This is a genomic window from Rhodococcus sp. T7 (assembly GCF_009872365.1).
Classification (GTDB): domain Bacteria; phylum Actinomycetota; class Actinomycetes; order Mycobacteriales; family Mycobacteriaceae; genus Rhodococcus_F.
On record NZ_WXYH01000333.1, the window covers coordinates 1 to 15,404 of the forward strand.

Consider the following 15,404-nt stretch of genomic DNA (forward strand, 5'->3'; position numbering starts at 1 on the left):
TTCGCCATCGCGGACGGGACGACGAACGCGGATCCGCTCCAGACCCAGGTGGTGAGCGTCGACAGAACGACGCCCTTCGTCCCGCCTTCGATCCAGCGGCGGCCTGCGGCGTGAGTGGTATTGAACGACCCGTTCATCACCGTGGAGGTGACGGCTTCGAAGGCACGCGGGCTGAGTGATTCGGTGGGGGCGATGAAGTTCGCGGCGGCGTTGTTGATCACGCCGGTGAGCGGACCGTGGAGAGTCCAGATTTCGTCCATTGCGGCCGACACGAGATCTGCTTTGCGCACATCGACGGTCTGCCAGTGGACCGAACCCGGCCGGGAGACGGACGCCTCCGCCGCGGCTTCCTCGAGTACGGCGGGACGGCGGCCCCACAGGTGGACTTCGGCGCCGTGGTCGACGAGGTGGCGCGCGACGCCGCGGCCGAGCCCGGTGCCGCCGCCGGTGATGAGGACGCGCTTGCCCGCGAGGGCGTCGGAGGTGAAGGGAGTGGTGGTCATGCGATGGTCCTTACGATGGGGAACGAGGGCTACAGGCCCAGGCTCTTGCTGATGATCTCACGCTGAATCTCGTTGGTACCGCCGTAGATCGGTGGTGCCAGAGAACGGCGAACCTGCTCCTCCATGCCGTACTCGCGGGTGTAGCCGTAGCCGCCCATCATCTGCATCGCCTCGAGTGCGGTCTTCTTCGCGATCTCGGTACATCTCAGCTTGGCCATCGAGCCCTCGCGGTTGAGGTTGTCTTCCTCGCCCGCGTCGATCCGCTCGGCGACCTCGTACACGAAGGACTTCGCGAAGGCGATGTCGGTGGCGAGGTCCGCGATCCGGTGCCGGATGGCCTGGAAGCTGCTGATCTTCTGGCCGAACTGTTCACGCTCGGTGACGAACGCGATCAGGTCGTCGAGCGAACGCTGGGCGCCGCCCAGTGCCATCGTCGCGATGATGAGACGCTCGACGCTCAGTCCGCGCATGAGGTGGCGCCACGCCTGGTTCGGTGTGCCGACGACTGCGCTCGCCGGGACCGCGACGTCGGTGAAGTACAGGTCGTTGCAGGTCCGGGCTTCCATGGTCTGAATTTCGTGGATCTCGAGGCCCGGGGCGTCGGCAGGCACCATGAACAGGGTCAGGCCCTGGTGCTTGTTGCCGGAGGAGTCGGTCCGGGCCAGGAGCAGGATGTGCTCGGCGACGTGGGCCGCGGAGATCCACGTCTTCTGCCCGTTGATGACGTAGTGGTCGTCGACCAGTTCAGCCTTGATCCGGACGCCACCGAGATCAGAGCCCGCGCCGGGCTCGCTGAGGGCGATCGCCTCGAGTTTGCCGGCGGCCATGTTGCCGACGATGGTGCGCTTCTGCTCGTCGGTGCCGTAGCGAAGATAGGTCTGCGCGGCGGTGAGACCGGTGGAGTAGGCGGTGATGGGTGCGAGGCCGCGGGCGGATTCCTCCAGGAAGATGCATTCCTCGACCATTCCGGCCCCGCCCCCGCCGAACTCCTCCGGCAGCGAGACGGCGAGCCAGCCGAGACCCGCGAACTTCTCGAGGATGAGGGGGCTGTTCGCCAGTGTGCCGCCCTCGGTCAGCGCGTCCCGTTGCTGGAGGGTCTTGCATTCGGCGGCGCAGAACTCGCGGACGGCAACCGCGAACTCCTGTTGCTCTCGGGTGAAACGCATAGCTGCGGCTGCTCTCTCGCGTGAGGGGAGGGGGTGGGGTCGACGCGCGGGCGGGAGGCGAGGCGCGTACGCCCCGCCTCCCCGAACGGTCAGGCCCCGCGGAACTTGGAGAAGTCGGGCTTGCGCTTCTCGTTGAACGCGCTGATTCCCTCGATGGCCTCGGCGGACTCACCGAACAGCTTGAGCGTCGAGTAGGCCATGTTGCCCTGTGCGATGAAGTGCTCGGTGTCGGCGTTGAGCGACTGCTTGAGTACCTTCAGCGCCGTCGGCGAGAGCTGCAGGATCTCGTCGGCCCATGCCCGGACCTCTGCCCGCAGCTGGTCACCGGGCACCACCTTGTTGACCAGACCCCAGTCGAGAGCCTGCTCGGCGCTGTAGCGGCGGCACAGGAACCAGATCTCACGCGCGCGCTTCTCGCCGATGGCCCGCGCCAGGTAGCCGGTGCCGAGGCCGGCGTCGAACGATCCCACGCGCGGCCCGTTCTGCCCGAAGATCGCGTGGTCGGCGGCGATGGACAGATCGCACAGCAGGTGCAGCACGTGGCCACCACCGACCGCGACACCGTTGACCGCGGCGATCACGGGCTTGGGCACGTCGCGGAGAACGCGGTGCAGAGCCTCGACCTCGAACAGACCACTGTCGGACGGGCCGTAGTCGCCGGTCTCCATCCGCTGCTTCTGGTCGCCACCCGAGCAGAACGCCTTCTCCCCGGCGCCGGTGAGCGCGATCGCCCCGACCTCGGAGCTGCCCCATGCCTTCTTGAACGACTTCACCAACTCGTCGACCGTCCGCGCACGGAACGCGTTGTACCGCTCGGGCCGGTTGATCGTGATCCAGGCGAGTCCGTTCTCGACCTCGTACGTCACATCCGTGAAGTCACTCGTGAAGTCACTCATCGACCTGTTGGTCCTTTCGTGTCGCCCGCGGAGCGTGAGCCGCCCGCGAAGTTCTTTTGGTCTTACCTTATGACAAAGGTAGCGCTGATAACGAGCGTTTTCAAGAGCGGGGGCAAAAAACGCCTGTACCTGCGGTGATGGATTCGCGTGTCTCTGCAAAAAGTGCGAATCGGCGAAGATTGACTCGTACGGAGCCCGTGGGACGAGCCGCAGTGGGCTCCCGGGCTTCAGGACGTGCTTGACTGCTGAATTCGATTGGTCACGAACATGATTGGGCGCACGATGGCCACAGACGCACTACTTCTGTGCTCAGGCACCCCCTGTCGGCACCCGTAGCGAGTGTGAGAACCGAGAAGGTGCGCGTCAATGGATGATCGGAGCTCGGTCCGACGCCGTCACCGCGCGGCCCTGGCGCGGACGCCCATCGCGCCGCACACCGGGGCGGGCCAGTCGACGTGTGCGGTGCCTGCCAGTTCCCGGTCGACGGCGTCCGCGACGTCGGCCGCGAACGGGACCACTCGGCGGCTGGTGAGGTCGACGTGGGTCGCGGTGACCTCGAGGGTGCTCGCGAGGCGTTCGGTCGTGTCGTCGACGAGAAACGCCATCGCGTGGACTACTTTGTCCGAGCGTTCGACGATCTGCGCGTGCACCGACACGCGGTCGCCGACGTGGACTTCGGCGTAGTAGCGGATGTGATGCTCCGCGGTGAAGAACCCCTGGCCGCGGGTGCTGCGGTAGTCGTCGGTGATGCCCAGCCGATCGAACACTTCCGCGATGGCCTGCGCCTCGAGGTCGAAGTAGTGGCGGATGTTCATGTGGCCGTTCTCGTCCTCGTAGGCGGACGGAATGAGCACGGGCCCGCATTCGCGGGGCAGTGCAACCACCTGGAGGTATGAGGGGATTCCGGCTGGTGACGTCATCGGCTCATAATAACGATCGTTAACAACGAGTGCTAGGATGCAGGTGTGGACCGGAACAGGAAGATCCTCGACACCGCCGCAGAGCTGTTCTACGAAAAAGGCTTTCACGGCACGAGTGTCGATGAACTGGGATCCCGTGCGGGTCTGAGCGGTCCTGCCATCTATCGTCATTTCTCGGGCAAGGACGAGATTTTGGCCACCCTGTTCGACGAGGCGATGGACGAGTTGATCGGCGCCACCGAACCGGTGCACGAGGACGCGGAGCTCGATCTCCAGCGGATGATCCGCCACCACGCGCTCTATGCTGCCCGGCACCGCCATCTCGTGAACGTCAGCCAGCGTGAAGACCGGTCGCTGGTCGATCCGTGGCGGAAGGCGATCAACCGCAGGCGCAAGCAGTACGTCCAGGGGTGGGAGGCCGCGGTGGCGCGGTCGATTCCCGCCGCGTCACCGGCGGAGGTTTCGGTGGCAACCCAGTCCTGCCTGGGCATGATCTTCTCGATCGCGTATTGGCCCGCCAAGGTGACCCGCACCGCCGGGCTGGCCGACCACATGGTGCGGATGGCCAGCGAGGGACTGGACGCTTTCCGGCAATAGCGCACTGCGAACAGCACTCTGCCCCTGCATCTATCGGTAGATGCAGGGGCAGAGTCGGCTTCGGGCTAGGTCGCGATGCTGGAACGGTACGTGTAGGACGACGACCGCGACAGGGCGAACTCGAAGATTCCGTAGCCGGTCTGCCCGTTCCACTCGAACGTGCAGCACCGGTCGGTCAGGGCCGAGTCGAGGGTCGTCGGCCCCACGGATCCGTCGAGCGGATAGACGTCGAACTCTTCGAAATCGCGGCCACGGACCTTGCCGTGGTGTCCGCCGTAGCCACCGCCCGCCATGTACCCACCGCCGGCGGAGGCGTCCGCACCGATGCGGTAGGTCTCGCCGCCGGCCGTCACGACCTCGACCGTCCCGCCGGTGAGGTCGTTGCCCGCGGCGAACGCCAGGTCGTGCCGGACGTCGGTGATGTCGTCGAGTCGGCCGTCGTCGTGCATGACGGCGCCTTCCAGGAGAATTCGGCCACCTCGACGGTCCTCGACGAGCAGGAACCCGAACGTGCGGTCCGGGAACTGCGCCTGGTACCAGATGTGCAGGCCCTGTCCACCGGACATGGTGCGTACCCCACGGGAGCGGTCCCGCAGGCCGTACCACCCGCCGACGTCGGTGGTGGTTCCGTCGAGGGTGAGAGTGCCTTCGTAGCGGCCGGGCTGGAAGAGGTGGTCGAACGACGTGACGTTGCCGTCGGCGTTCTCCACGTCTACCGATCCGAGCCAGTACGGTGCCCGGGCACGCCAGACCAGGTCCAGTTCGAGTCCGGTCTTGTTCTCACCCAGCTGGATTCGCCAGGTGGTGTTGTCCTCGAGCGTCTCCCACTTCAGCGGCCCGACGGAGGCGGCGTCGGTCGCGTCGTGCTCGGTGGAGAAGCGCAGGTTGCGCTGCTCGGTCTCCGTGGTGAGGACGACGAAACCGTCCACGACGTTCCGCGGTGGATAGACACCGGCGCCGAGGATCACCGACGGTGCGGTATTGCCGTCCGGATGAAGGTTGAACATGAACCGGTCGAAGAATCTCTCCGGCATGTCAGCGGTGGCCCGGGTTACCAGGGCGTCGTGGAATCCGTCGGTCATACGTGCTCCTTTTGTTCTTCAGTCACATTGTCGGCGCCGATTTCGCGGTGGTCCAGCGTGAAGCGGTAGGAACCCATCATCAGCAGGCACGCGATGGCGATGCCGACCAGGACGATGATCGGGAGCGCGCCGGCACTGTAGGAACCGGTGGCGCCGTAGACCTGCCCGAGCAGGAAGATGCCGAACGCCGACCCCTGCGCGTACAGGAAGTAGATGAATCCCAGCACCCGGCCGTAGGAGTGCTTGGGGAAGTACCGGCTCACCATGTAGGCGGCGAGATCGCCTTCGGACCCCAGGCCGAGGCCGATCAGGACGGCGCCGAGGAACAGCATGCCTACCTGCGTCGACGTGATCATCAGGAAGACGCCGACCGCGCACAACGCGAAGATGATCGAGCCGATGGCGGGCGCGTAGAACCGGTCCAACAGGTAGCCGACCAGCAGACGGGCGGAAACCGACGCCAGGCTGAGGACGGACAGGATCGAGACGGCGGTGCCCTGGCTGATGCCCTTGTCGGTGGTCATGGGGACGATCTGCGACATCAGCCCGAACGTCGCCGACGAGACGAAGAAGATGGCGATGGAGAGCATCCAGAACTGCCGGTACTTTCTCGCCACGGTGAGCAGCGATTCCCCGGCCATCCGGCCCTGCTGACGCGCGGCCATGCGCTCGGCCTCGTGTTCGGCAGGCATGCGGGTGACGAAGGCGTAGACGGCCGCCGGGATGACCGTGCACAGGGCGCCGATGACCAGGAAAGCCAGGCGCCATCCGCCGATGCCGAGCATCCAGTTGGCCAGATACGGCATCAGCACACCGCACGAGCCGAGGCCCGCCATGAGGATGCCCAGCGCCATGCCGCGACGGTCTTGGAACCACGCACTCACCACGGTCGAGTGCGCGACCGGGTTCACGGCGCCCGCTCCGGCGCCGATCACCACACAGAGCAGGTAGAAGGCGAGTTGATTGTTCGGGAGAACGGACATCAGCATCAGGCCGATTCCGAACGCCAGCGACATCGGAACCGAGGGGATCTTGGGCCCGTACCGGTCGATGAGGAAGCCCAGGATGACGATGCTGATGCCCACCAGCACCGTTTCGATGGACAGACCGTTGCTGATGACGCTTCGTTCCCAGCCGAACTCCTGGGTCATGGGCTTGCCCAGGATGTTGAACAGAACGTTGACCGCCGTCGTGCCGAACAGCAGAGTCAAAAAGCCTGTGACGACGTACCACCAGCGGTTCAGGTGCCGCGTGGACGCTGTGCTCATGGGAGCTCCTGTCGATCGATGTCGATGGTCGAACAGTGGACGTGGGGTGCGGGCGAGCCACGTGAGTGGCGCTCGTCACAGCATGGAAGCATATGGACAGTCCAAATGCAAAGGACAGACCAAAAATCGCTATGTGGTTCCCCCAGCCGGTCCTCTCGTTGATCCGAAATCGAACATCCTGCTCGCGATGCGACGCAGCTGGAGCTCGTCGGTGCCCTCGGTGATGCGGTACCGCCGATGGTGGCGGTAGATGTGCTCGAACTGCTTGTGGCGGGTGTAACCGACGCCGCCGTGGATCTGGATCGCACGGTCGGCCGCGCGGCACGCGAGCTGATTGCTGCGCAGGTTCACCATCGCGACCTTGTCGGAGACGGCCGTCTTCCCGAGTTCGTCCATCATGGCCGCGGTCTTGTAGATGGTGTTGCGGATCAGCTCGGCGTCGGTCTGCAGTTCCACCAGCTGCCACTGGATGCCCTGGTGTTCGTGCAGCGGCTTACCGAAGACGACCCGCTCCTGCGCATACCGGACACTCTCGTCGATGCAGTACTGCGCGGCGCCGAGCGACGACGCCGCCTGCCGGATGCGATTCTCGTGGACGAACAGCTGCGCGCAGTCGAGACCGCGGCCGACCTCGCCGACCACTGCGCCCGCCGGGACCCGCACGTCGTCGAGATGGACTTCCGAATGGTCGCTGGGCATGTTGAACGTCCAATGGTTGAACGGCACGGAGAACCCGGGCGCGTCCGTCGGCACCAGAAACGCGGTGATCCCGTCCGCCTTGCCGGCCTGCCCCGACGTGCGCGCGAACACGAGGTCGACCTCGGAGCAGTCGACGAGACTGTTGAAGCGCTTCGCCCCGTTGATGATCCAGTCGTCACCGTCACGGCGGGCCGTCGTCTCCAGGTACGTCGCGTCGCTGCCGTGCCCAGGCTCGGTGAGACCGAACGCGATCTCGATGTCGCCGCGGATCAGCGGTTCGAGGTACCGCTCCCGCTGCTCGGCGGTGCCGTATTCGTGCAACACGAGCGCGAGAGGGAGGTTCGCGACCACCGAGGCCTCGTCGGCGTGCGGGAAGTGCAGACCCGAGCCCCGGGTGAGGAGGTGCTCGCGCACGACGGCCATCGCGAGGTTGCTCCCGTCGTTGCCGCCGAGCACCCGGGGCAACGGGAACCGGAAGAACCCGGCGGCGTCGGATCGGCGCCGCGCCTCGAGCAGCAACTCACGCCATTCCTGCTTGGGGAACCCGTCCCGTTCCCAGTCCGTGCGGGCGTACTCCCGGCGGTGGTCGAAGAACTGCGGGTGCTTGGCCTCGAGCGGGGTGATCTCGCGATCGATGAACGCGTCGAGGTCGGTGACGAACTGCTGCACATCGTCGGGAATGGTCCAGTCCATGGGGCGTCCTCCGCTTCGGTTTCCTGATGTATCGGACGGTAGGGAGCGGCGGCACCCACGGCCACGAGGCTGCCGCGCCGCACTGTTGATTTCTCCAGTGCCGGATCGACGGTTCCTGGGGTGCGCGTGGTCGGCGTGGTTGCATGCGGCCATGCTGAAGCTGAACGGGATCGACGAGTTGGTCGGGCGGATCGGCACCGACCTCGGGACGACGGCCTGGTACGCCGTGACCCAGGACCGCATCACCGCGTTCGCGCACGACACCGAGGACTTCGAGCGGATCCACGTCGACCCCGAGCGGGGACGGGAGGCCGGATTCGGCGGCACGATCGCCCACGGAATGTACACACTCTCGCTCGGGCCGAGGTTTCTCTACGAGATCTTCGAGATGAACGGGCATTCGCTGGGGCTCAACTACGGGTTCGACACGGTGCGGTTCCTGAACCCCGTCCGGGTGGGTTCGCGGATCCGCATGACGGCGCGACTGCAGGATGCGCGGCCGATCGACGGCGGATACCGGTTCACGATCCGGCAGACCTTCCAGATCGAGGGCCACGACAAACCCGCCTGCGTCGCAGACGCGGTCGTGGCCTACTTCCACTGAACACGAGGAGAGTGACGTTCATGCGTGCAGTCGTCGTCGAGGAACTGACCGGCCCGGAGGGCGTGACGTTGGCAGAGGTGCCAGAACCGCAGGGCGCCCACCCCCGGGCGGACGGTCAGCGACTGCTCGTCGACGTGCACGCCGCCGGCCTGTCGTTCATCGACCCCCTGCAGACCTGGGGGAAATACCAGAACGGCGTGCCCACACCATACGTATGTGGCAGCGAGTTCGCGGGTGTCGTGGTCGAGGCGCCGGCCGGCACCGACTTCCGGCCGGGTGACCGGGTCGGCGGAATCGTGTGGCACGGCGCGCTCGCCGAGCGAGCCCTGGCGCTACCCGACTACACGGTGAAGATCCCGCCGTCGATGTCGTTCGTCGAAGGCGCCGCGCTCTACATGAACTACGCGACGTCCTGGTACGCGCTGCACCGGGCGCAGGCCCGGCCGGGCGAGTACGTGCTCGTCCACGGCGCGGCGGGTGGGGTGGGCACCGCGGCGCTCGACCTCGCGGACACGTTCGGGGTGAAGGCGATCGCGGTCGTGTCCGGCGACCGCAAGGAAGAGGTCGCGCGCCGGCACGGCGCGCACGCGGTAGTGCGGTCGGACGGGCCGTGGCTCGACGAGGTGCGCGACCTCACCGACGGGCGCGGCGTGCACGTGGTGATCGACCCGGTGGGCGGCGACCGGTTCACCGACTCGCTCCGTGCGCTGCGTCAGGGCGGGCGACTCGTCGTCGTCGGATTCACCGGCGGCTCGATTCCCACCGTCAAGGTCAACCGCCTGCTCCACCGCAACCTCACCGTCACGGGAATCACCATGGACAACATGGAAACCGAGTATCCCGGCACGCTGCGGATGGTCCGGGACGCCGTCGAGACGCTGGCCGCCGAAGGACGGATACGGCCGTACGTCGGGGCCACGTTCCCGCTCGACCAGGCGGCGACCGCACTGCGTACGCTCGACGACCGCGCCGCGATCGGGAAGGTCGTGGTCGAGGTGGTACCGAGCGGTGACACGGAGGTTGTGGCGTCAACCTGACGCCATCACCCGGGTGTCACGAGGAGGGAGCGATCGAGGTCTGGCCGAGGACAGCCAGGCCCCGCTCGACCACCTCGGCGAGGCTGTCGGCGGCGACAATCAGGGAGGCGTCGGGGTCGGCGCGCCGCCGGTTGCGTTTGACGAACACCGAGATCGTCGACGCCGTCTTGTAGTGGCAGTAGGCCAGGAACCAGTCCAGGTCGGGAATCGGACCGTCACGCTCGGCGCGATACGCCGCCAGGAGTTCGCCGCGCGACGGCATTCCGGTTCCCGCCGCAACGTCGGCCGCCGACCGCGTGCGCCGGAACCGGTGCACCGGGTCGGTGTGCATCAGCAGCCACGCCAGATCGGTGCGGGGGTCGCCGACGGACCAGATCTCCCAGTCGATGATCGCGGCGAGGTTTTCGCCGGCGAACAGCATGTTCGCGAGTCGATAGTCGCCGTGGAGCAGCGTGGGAGCGACCGGTGCCGGGATCCGGTCCGCCAGCGCGGCGTGCAGTTCGGCGTGGCGAGGCGCGATGTCGTCGTCGACGGTGTCGAGCAGGCGCTGCCAGCGCGCAAGTTCCTCCGCGACGGTGACGACCGGTTCGTCCCCGACTCCCAGCGCGACGGGGTCGAGGTTCTGCATCCGCGCGAGCATCCCCGCGGCTCTGTGAGCGCGGACGGCAACCGTGTCGGCGGAAGGAGGGGAGTCGGCTTCGTCGAGGAGAGGTTCGTAGGACTGTCCGTCGACGAGGGTCATGCCGAAGAACGGTGGCCGTTCGGGTGTTCCGCTCTCCTCGAAGAGGATCGCCGGCACCCGGACGCCGGGCGCCGCGCCGAGCAGACGGATGATCCGCGCCTGCCGGAGGACGTCGCGGTTGCGGACCGGTTCCAGTCCGGGGGGTGCCATCTTGAGGACGATGCCCGCGTCGGGCAGGCCGGGGCGGCTGAGAACCGCCCGGTAGGTCAGGCTCGACACGCCGCCCGGCAGTGCCGAGGGCGCCGATATCGCGGATCCCGGCCATTGGCGACCGGCAGCCTCGGTCGCGCGGGCGGTCAGAGTGCTCACGTCGAATTCCGTCACGAATCCACGATCGGTCCGGTCCGCCGGTGCCGCAAGCACGGGCGCGATCGCCGCTGAAGAAACCCACAGCGGCTCCCCGGTGCATGCTTCGGCTCCCACGGAGTGCGTGGTAGAGCTTGCCTATGTCGAATACCTCTCACCACCGAAACATGCTGGAGCGATTCTCCTTGCACGGCAAGGTGGCGATCGTGACCGGGGCGTCGTCCGGACTCGGAGTGGCGTACGCGCTCGCGCTGGCTCAGGCGGGCGCGGACGTCGTCCTCGGCGCCCGGCGCGGCGACAAACTCGCGGCGACCGCGGAACAGGTGCGAAAGTACAACCCCCGCGTAGTCGCGGTGCATACCGACGTGACGGAGGCGGACCAATGTAATCGCCTGGTCGAGGCCGCCGTCGAGGCGTTCGGGAGGGTGGATGTCCTCGTCAACAACGCGGGCACCGGCGGCGAATACCATCACGTGACGCAGGACCCGCCCGACCACTTCCGGTCCGTCGTCGACGTCAACCTGCACGGCTCCTACTGGATGATCCAGGCGTGCGCGCGGGTGATGGGCCGGGGAAGTTCGATCGTGAATGTCTCCAGCGTCATGGCTCTCACGACGGCGAAGATGCCCGCCGCCGCGTACAGCGCGAGCAAGGCTGCCGTTCTCGGATTGACCCGCGACCTCGCCGCTCAACTCGGGCCGAGCGGTATCCGTGTCAATGCCCTTCTGCCGGGGGTGTTTCCGTCCGAGGCGACAGCGCACTACAGCGAGAACTACAAGCGAAAGATCATCGACGCGCGGATACCGCTCGGCCGGATCGGCGATCCCGAGGACATCGCGGCGGTGGTGGTGTTCCTGGCGAGCGACGCATCCGCATATCTGACCGGGGTGAGCCTTCCGGTCGACGGCGGCGTGCTGGTGAACTGAACGCCGCGATCAGCGCCGTACCACCGAGGAGGTGACCGAGCGGGTGTTGAGGCCGTCGCCGCCGTCGACGGTGAGGAACTGGCCGGTGACACTGCGCGCGGTGGGGGAGGCGAAGAACGCGACGGCGTCCGCGATGTCGGCCGGGTCGACGAATCCGTTGGGCATCGACGCGAGCCACGCGTCCTGGATGTCCTGTGGCATCGACAGAATGCCGGAACTCGCGGTCATCCCGGGCAGGACCGCGTTGGCGGTGATGCCGAGGGAGACGTTCTCGGCCGCGACTGTCTTGACCAGACCGAGCAGGCCGGCCTTCGTGGTGCTGTAGGAGACCTGCGCCGGCATGCCCTGCGTGCCTGCGGTGCTGGAGATGACGACGACACGCCCGTACCGTCGTTCGCGCATCCCCGGCAGGCACTGCTGAAGCACCCGGAACGTCCCGGTGAGATTGACGTCGAGATCCTTCCGCCACTTGTCGATCGACATGCTGTGTGCGGCGCCGAACATCGTCGTCAGCCCGGCGTTGGCCACGTAGACGTCGATGTCGTCGAGGTCCGGCAACTCGTCGGACGCGATGTCGGCCTGGTAGGTGCACCCGGGTGCACGGTCGAGGGTGACGACGTCCATCCCGTCGGCCTCGAGCCGGGCCACGATGGCCTTGCCGATACTGCCGTCGCGTGCGGCGCCCGTCACGAGTGCCGTGCGGCGGCGCGGGTCGGTCATGCGGATCTCCGTTCGTCCGGGAGCGCGTCTGCGCGCACGGTGTTGTCGTCCTGCGCTTCGGCGCAACGGCTTTCGAGGTGGAAGGCCGGGTGGTCGCGCAACCGGAGGACGAGAAGTGCGGTCTGGATGCTCAGTTGATGGGACGCGTCTCCGGTGACGTCGAGTCCCGTGAGGGTGTGAACCCGCGACAGCCGGAGGCGGACGGTGTTCTCGTGCACACCCAACCGGGCGGCGGTGCGGCGCATTCCGCGATTCTGCTCGAACCAGACGGCCAGCGTGCGAATCAGTTCGGTCGCGGCTGCCGCGTCGTCGTCGAGGAGCGGGCCGAGCATGTCGTCGATGAAGTGCCGGATCGCCGAGACCTCGCCGTTCGCGAGGAAGAGCCGGGCCGGTCCCAGGTCGTCGACGGCGAGGACGCGGTGCCGCGTTCCGTGAGTGAAGCGGTCGATGCAGCGCACGACCTCCCGCGCCTCCCGGTACGCCCGGGCGAACGAATCGGGTTCGTACACCGACGACACCCCGGCGATCAGGCCGCTCGCCGGGCTCAATTCGGCGGCCGCGGCCTCGAGGGTCGACGTGATGCGCCCGACGACGGCGGGGGACGCCGCCCCCGCGGGTGCCTCGATCAGCAGGAGGATCCCCTCGGAACCCCGGGTCGACAGCACCTCCAGGCCGAGTGCGCGCTCGGTGTACTCGGCGAGGGAACGGTCGAGATCCTCGGGTGCACCCTCGGAATCGCGCACGTACACCAGGGCGCGGCGTGCGTAGACGTTCACACCGAGGTACTCGGCGCCGGCCGCGAGATCTTTCCAGGCGCCGGAACCCCGGACGAGTTGCCGGGCGAGGTTCGACCTCGCGTTCCACGCGACTCGGGTGATGCGGCGCTGGGTGAGGAACTGGGCTCCGATGCGGCGGGCACAGCGCAACGTCACGTACTCGTCCGTGGGATGGAACGGCGTCGGCTGTTCGTCCACGACGAGCCACCCGAGGTGCTCGCCGCGTTCGACGACGGCGCTGAGAATCTTCCGGCGAGACAACCCGGTGCCGAGTTCGGCGGGCAGCAGCACCGGGTCCGCACTGGGCGGGGTGGTCGTGGTGTGCCCGCGCACGATGTCGCGCAACGGCGGGAAGGTGGTCTGCCTGCCGGCCTCCGGGCGGGTGGACGCGACGACGTGTCCCTGGCGATCGAACAGGGTCACCGCCTTGCCGGTGGCCTCCGAGCAGACCCGGACGATCGCGGACAGGCAGTCGACCGCGACCGCGGCATCGTCGAGAAGTTCGTCGAACACGCTGAGCGGCAGCTGCTTACGGCCGGTGTCGGCGCCGGAGGTGGACATCGTGGTCCTCGCTTCCGTGTCTACCGGGTCGTGGTCAGCTGTGATGGGTGAGCAGAAGTGTGCGGACGGACGCCGCGTGCTCGATGGCCGCCTCCATCGACGTGGTTACCGGCACCAGCGTGATGTTGTCCGCACCTGCCTCGACGAACGAGTTCAGCCACTCGGCCACCTGTTCGGGTGTTCCGGCGGGGGCAAGATGACGGAACTTGTCTCGCGGCAACTGATACAACGCCTGCATCTTCTCGCCGACGAGTCGGTCCGCGACCGCGGCGTCCTTGTCGAGCCCGCACCAGACGTTGACGCCGAACGAGTCGGGTGCCCGGTCTTCCTTCGCTGCCGCATCGAGAATGGCGGTACGGGTCTCGGCGAACCGGCGTGGAGTGCAGAAGATGCCGAGCCAGCCGTCGCCGTAGCGGGCGGTGCGGCGGATCGCGGATTCGCCCCGCCCGCCGATGAGGATCGGCACCGCCGGCTGCGGCGCAGGCAGGATGCGGGCCCGGTCCAGGGTGAAGAACTCACCGTGATGGGTTACTTCCTCGCCGGTGAGGACGGCGCGCAGCACCTCGAGGGTCTCGTCGAGGCGACGGCCGCGGGTGCTGGGGTCGACCCCGCTGTTCGAGATCTCGGAGCGGTCCTCACCGCCCACGCCGGCGCCGAGGACCAACCGGCCGGGCGCGATCTGCGACAGCGTCGCGATCTGACGGGCGGCGAGCATCGGGTGCCGCAGTCCGAGCAGGTACACGCCGATGACCACCGACAACGTGTCGTGGGTCGACAGCACCGACGTCGCCGACACCATGCCGTCGAACCCGGTTCCGCCGTGGAAGCTGATGTGATCGCCGACCGTGATGTGGTCGAGACCCGCCTCCGCGGCGGAATCGAGGAGCAGTCGCCGATCAGCAGGTTTCGGGACGAGGAGCGCATCTGTGACCGATAGTCCCACTCTGATCGACACCCTGATCTCCTCTCGTGCGAATGGACTGACCATAAACTTCTCACCCCGCGGATGGCAAGGCCGGACGGTGGCGTGCCGTGGTCACAGCATCGGACTGCCGCCGTTCACGCCTTTCGTGGCGCCCGGGCCTCGCCGAGGCAGGTCCGACTCAGGCTGCGGAGATCCCGCCGTTGACGCTGATGGCCTGTCCGGTGAGCCGGCGCGCGGCCGGGGAGGCGAGGAAGACCGCCAGCGCGGCGAGGTCTTCGGATTCGGGAACGCCGAGGTGTGCCTGTGATGCGGCCTTGGCGAACAGTTTGGCGCTGAATCCGTCGGCGGTGATGCGTTCGGTCGACCCTGTTCCGTTGACGAGTGACGGTGTCAGGACGTTCACCCGGATTCCGCTGCGTTTGGCTTCGATCGCCAGGGTTCGGGTGAACATGACGATGGCCGCCTTCGCGGCACCGATCACGGACTCGCCCGGTGTGGCGGTCTTGGCGGCATCCGAGGCGACGTTGATGATCACGCCACCCTTCCGTGCCGTCATGTGCGGGACGATCTCGCTCGCGAGGTACATGCACGGCAGTGCGAGCTGGTCGAAGATGCGCGCGATGTCGCCGGTGGGAATGTTCGCGAAGAGTTCCGGCCTTGTGTCGGCGGCCGTCGTGGAGACCAGGATGTCCACGCCGCCCAGAATTCGCTCGGCTTCGGACGCGATGTGTGCGGCACCGTCGACGGTGGTCGCGTCGGCCGGCAGGAAGGTCACCTCGCAATCGGAATTGACGGACGAGATGCGCTCGGCAGCAGCGTGTCCGCGCTCTGTGCTGCGTCCGACGACCATGATGTGCGGCGTGCCGGCGTGGGCGAGGCCGACTGCGGTCGCGAGACCGATCCCAGCCGTACCCCCGACGACGAGAGCGCCGCTGTCCGCCAGATCCTTCGGTGGCGCAATTTCATGGGTTCCCATGGGTGTA

At 67.2% G+C, this 15,404-nt stretch carries 16 protein-coding genes; 4 read left to right on the top strand and 12 right to left on the bottom strand.

Features of this window, described 5'->3' with window-relative positions; genetic code table 11:
* From MLGJGCBP_RS29325 to MLGJGCBP_RS29340, 4 genes are all read right to left on the bottom strand, one after another.
* Positions 1–503, bottom strand: a 503-nt coding sequence (locus MLGJGCBP_RS29325; protein ID WP_160099958.1) for an SDR family NAD(P)-dependent oxidoreductase, incomplete at its 3' end; no start/stop codon positions are given.
* A gap of 29 nt (positions 504–532) precedes the next feature.
* A complete protein-coding gene (locus MLGJGCBP_RS29330; protein ID WP_160099960.1) occupies positions 533–1,669 on the bottom strand; it encodes an acyl-CoA dehydrogenase family protein in 1,137 nt (378 codons plus the stop codon).
* An 89-nt stretch (positions 1,670–1,758) separates the two neighbouring features.
* The gene (locus MLGJGCBP_RS29335) at positions 1,759–2,565 is read right to left on the bottom strand and encodes an enoyl-CoA hydratase-related protein (RefSeq protein ID WP_160099962.1); all 807 of its coding nucleotides are present in this window, start codon (positions 2,563–2,565) and stop codon (positions 1,759–1,761) included.
* A 395-nt stretch (positions 2,566–2,960) separates the two neighbouring features.
* Positions 2,961–3,485, bottom strand: a complete 525-nt coding sequence (locus MLGJGCBP_RS29340; protein WP_160099964.1) for a thioesterase family protein — start codon at positions 3,483–3,485, stop codon at positions 2,961–2,963.
* A gap of 45 nt (positions 3,486–3,530) precedes the next feature.
* On the opposite strand from MLGJGCBP_RS29340, the gene MLGJGCBP_RS29345 reads away from it, so the two are divergent.
* Positions 3,531–4,082, top strand: coding sequence for a TetR/AcrR family transcriptional regulator (locus MLGJGCBP_RS29345; protein ID WP_087560775.1), 552 nt, complete (start codon positions 3,531–3,533; stop codon positions 4,080–4,082).
* 65 nt (positions 4,083–4,147) lie between these two features.
* Here the strand turns inward: MLGJGCBP_RS29345 and MLGJGCBP_RS29350 are convergent, their stop codons facing one another.
* The 3 genes from MLGJGCBP_RS29350 to MLGJGCBP_RS29360 form a co-directional block, all read right to left on the bottom strand.
* A complete protein-coding gene (locus MLGJGCBP_RS29350; protein ID WP_160099966.1) occupies positions 4,148–5,164 on the bottom strand; it encodes a DUF7064 domain-containing protein in 1,017 nt (338 codons plus the stop codon).
* On the bottom strand, positions 5,161–6,432 hold the full coding sequence (locus MLGJGCBP_RS29355) for an MFS transporter (RefSeq protein ID WP_160099968.1): 1,272 nt from the start codon (positions 6,430–6,432) through the stop codon (positions 5,161–5,163). Before MLGJGCBP_RS29355 ends, MLGJGCBP_RS29350 begins: the two co-directional genes overlap by 4 nt.
* 129 nt (positions 6,433–6,561) lie before the next feature.
* A complete protein-coding gene (locus tag MLGJGCBP_RS29360) occupies positions 6,562–7,824 on the bottom strand; it encodes an acyl-CoA dehydrogenase family protein (RefSeq protein ID WP_160099970.1) in 1,263 nt (420 codons plus the stop codon).
* Positions 7,825–7,975: 151 nt separating this feature from the next.
* On the opposite strand from MLGJGCBP_RS29360, the gene MLGJGCBP_RS29365 reads away from it, so the two are divergent.
* Both MLGJGCBP_RS29365 and MLGJGCBP_RS29370 read left to right on the top strand, forming a co-directional pair.
* Positions 7,976–8,428 (top strand): MaoC family dehydratase, encoded by a 453-nt coding sequence (locus MLGJGCBP_RS29365; RefSeq protein ID WP_087560825.1) that lies wholly within the window; start codon positions 7,976–7,978, stop codon positions 8,426–8,428.
* A gap of 20 nt (positions 8,429–8,448) precedes the next feature.
* Positions 8,449–9,465, top strand: a complete 1,017-nt coding sequence (locus tag MLGJGCBP_RS29370) for an NADPH:quinone oxidoreductase family protein (RefSeq protein WP_160099972.1) — start codon at positions 8,449–8,451, stop codon at positions 9,463–9,465.
* Between the two features lie 16 nt (positions 9,466–9,481).
* Here the strand turns inward: MLGJGCBP_RS29370 and MLGJGCBP_RS29375 are convergent, their stop codons facing one another.
* A complete protein-coding gene (locus MLGJGCBP_RS29375; RefSeq protein WP_160099974.1) occupies positions 9,482–10,531 on the bottom strand; it encodes a phosphotransferase family protein in 1,050 nt (349 codons plus the stop codon).
* A 122-nt stretch (positions 10,532–10,653) separates the two neighbouring features.
* Between MLGJGCBP_RS29375 and MLGJGCBP_RS29380 the strand changes: the two genes are divergently transcribed.
* Positions 10,654–11,439 carry an SDR family NAD(P)-dependent oxidoreductase gene (locus MLGJGCBP_RS29380; RefSeq protein ID WP_160099976.1) on the top strand — a complete coding sequence of 262 codons (786 nt, stop codon included), beginning with the start codon at positions 10,654–10,656 and terminating at the stop codon, positions 11,437–11,439.
* Between the two features lie 9 nt (positions 11,440–11,448).
* On the opposite strand, the gene MLGJGCBP_RS29385 is transcribed toward MLGJGCBP_RS29380, so the two are convergent.
* From MLGJGCBP_RS29385 to MLGJGCBP_RS29400, 4 genes are all read right to left on the bottom strand, one after another.
* Positions 11,449–12,159: an SDR family oxidoreductase gene (locus MLGJGCBP_RS29385; protein WP_160099978.1), complete on the bottom strand. Its 711-nt coding sequence runs from the start codon at positions 12,157–12,159 to the stop codon at positions 11,449–11,451.
* Positions 12,156–13,496, bottom strand: a complete 1,341-nt coding sequence (locus MLGJGCBP_RS29390; protein ID WP_160099980.1) for a PucR family transcriptional regulator — start codon at positions 13,494–13,496, stop codon at positions 12,156–12,158. The genes MLGJGCBP_RS29385 and MLGJGCBP_RS29390 overlap by 4 nt, the downstream gene beginning before the upstream one ends.
* 34 nt (positions 13,497–13,530) lie before the next feature.
* Positions 13,531–14,451, bottom strand: coding sequence for an LLM class flavin-dependent oxidoreductase (locus tag MLGJGCBP_RS29395; protein WP_160099982.1), 921 nt, complete (start codon positions 14,449–14,451; stop codon positions 13,531–13,533).
* A 148-nt stretch (positions 14,452–14,599) separates the two neighbouring features.
* Positions 14,600–15,397 (bottom strand): SDR family NAD(P)-dependent oxidoreductase, encoded by a 798-nt coding sequence (locus MLGJGCBP_RS29400; RefSeq protein ID WP_160099984.1) that lies wholly within the window; start codon positions 15,395–15,397, stop codon positions 14,600–14,602.
* Between the last annotated feature and the right edge of the window lie 7 nt (positions 15,398–15,404).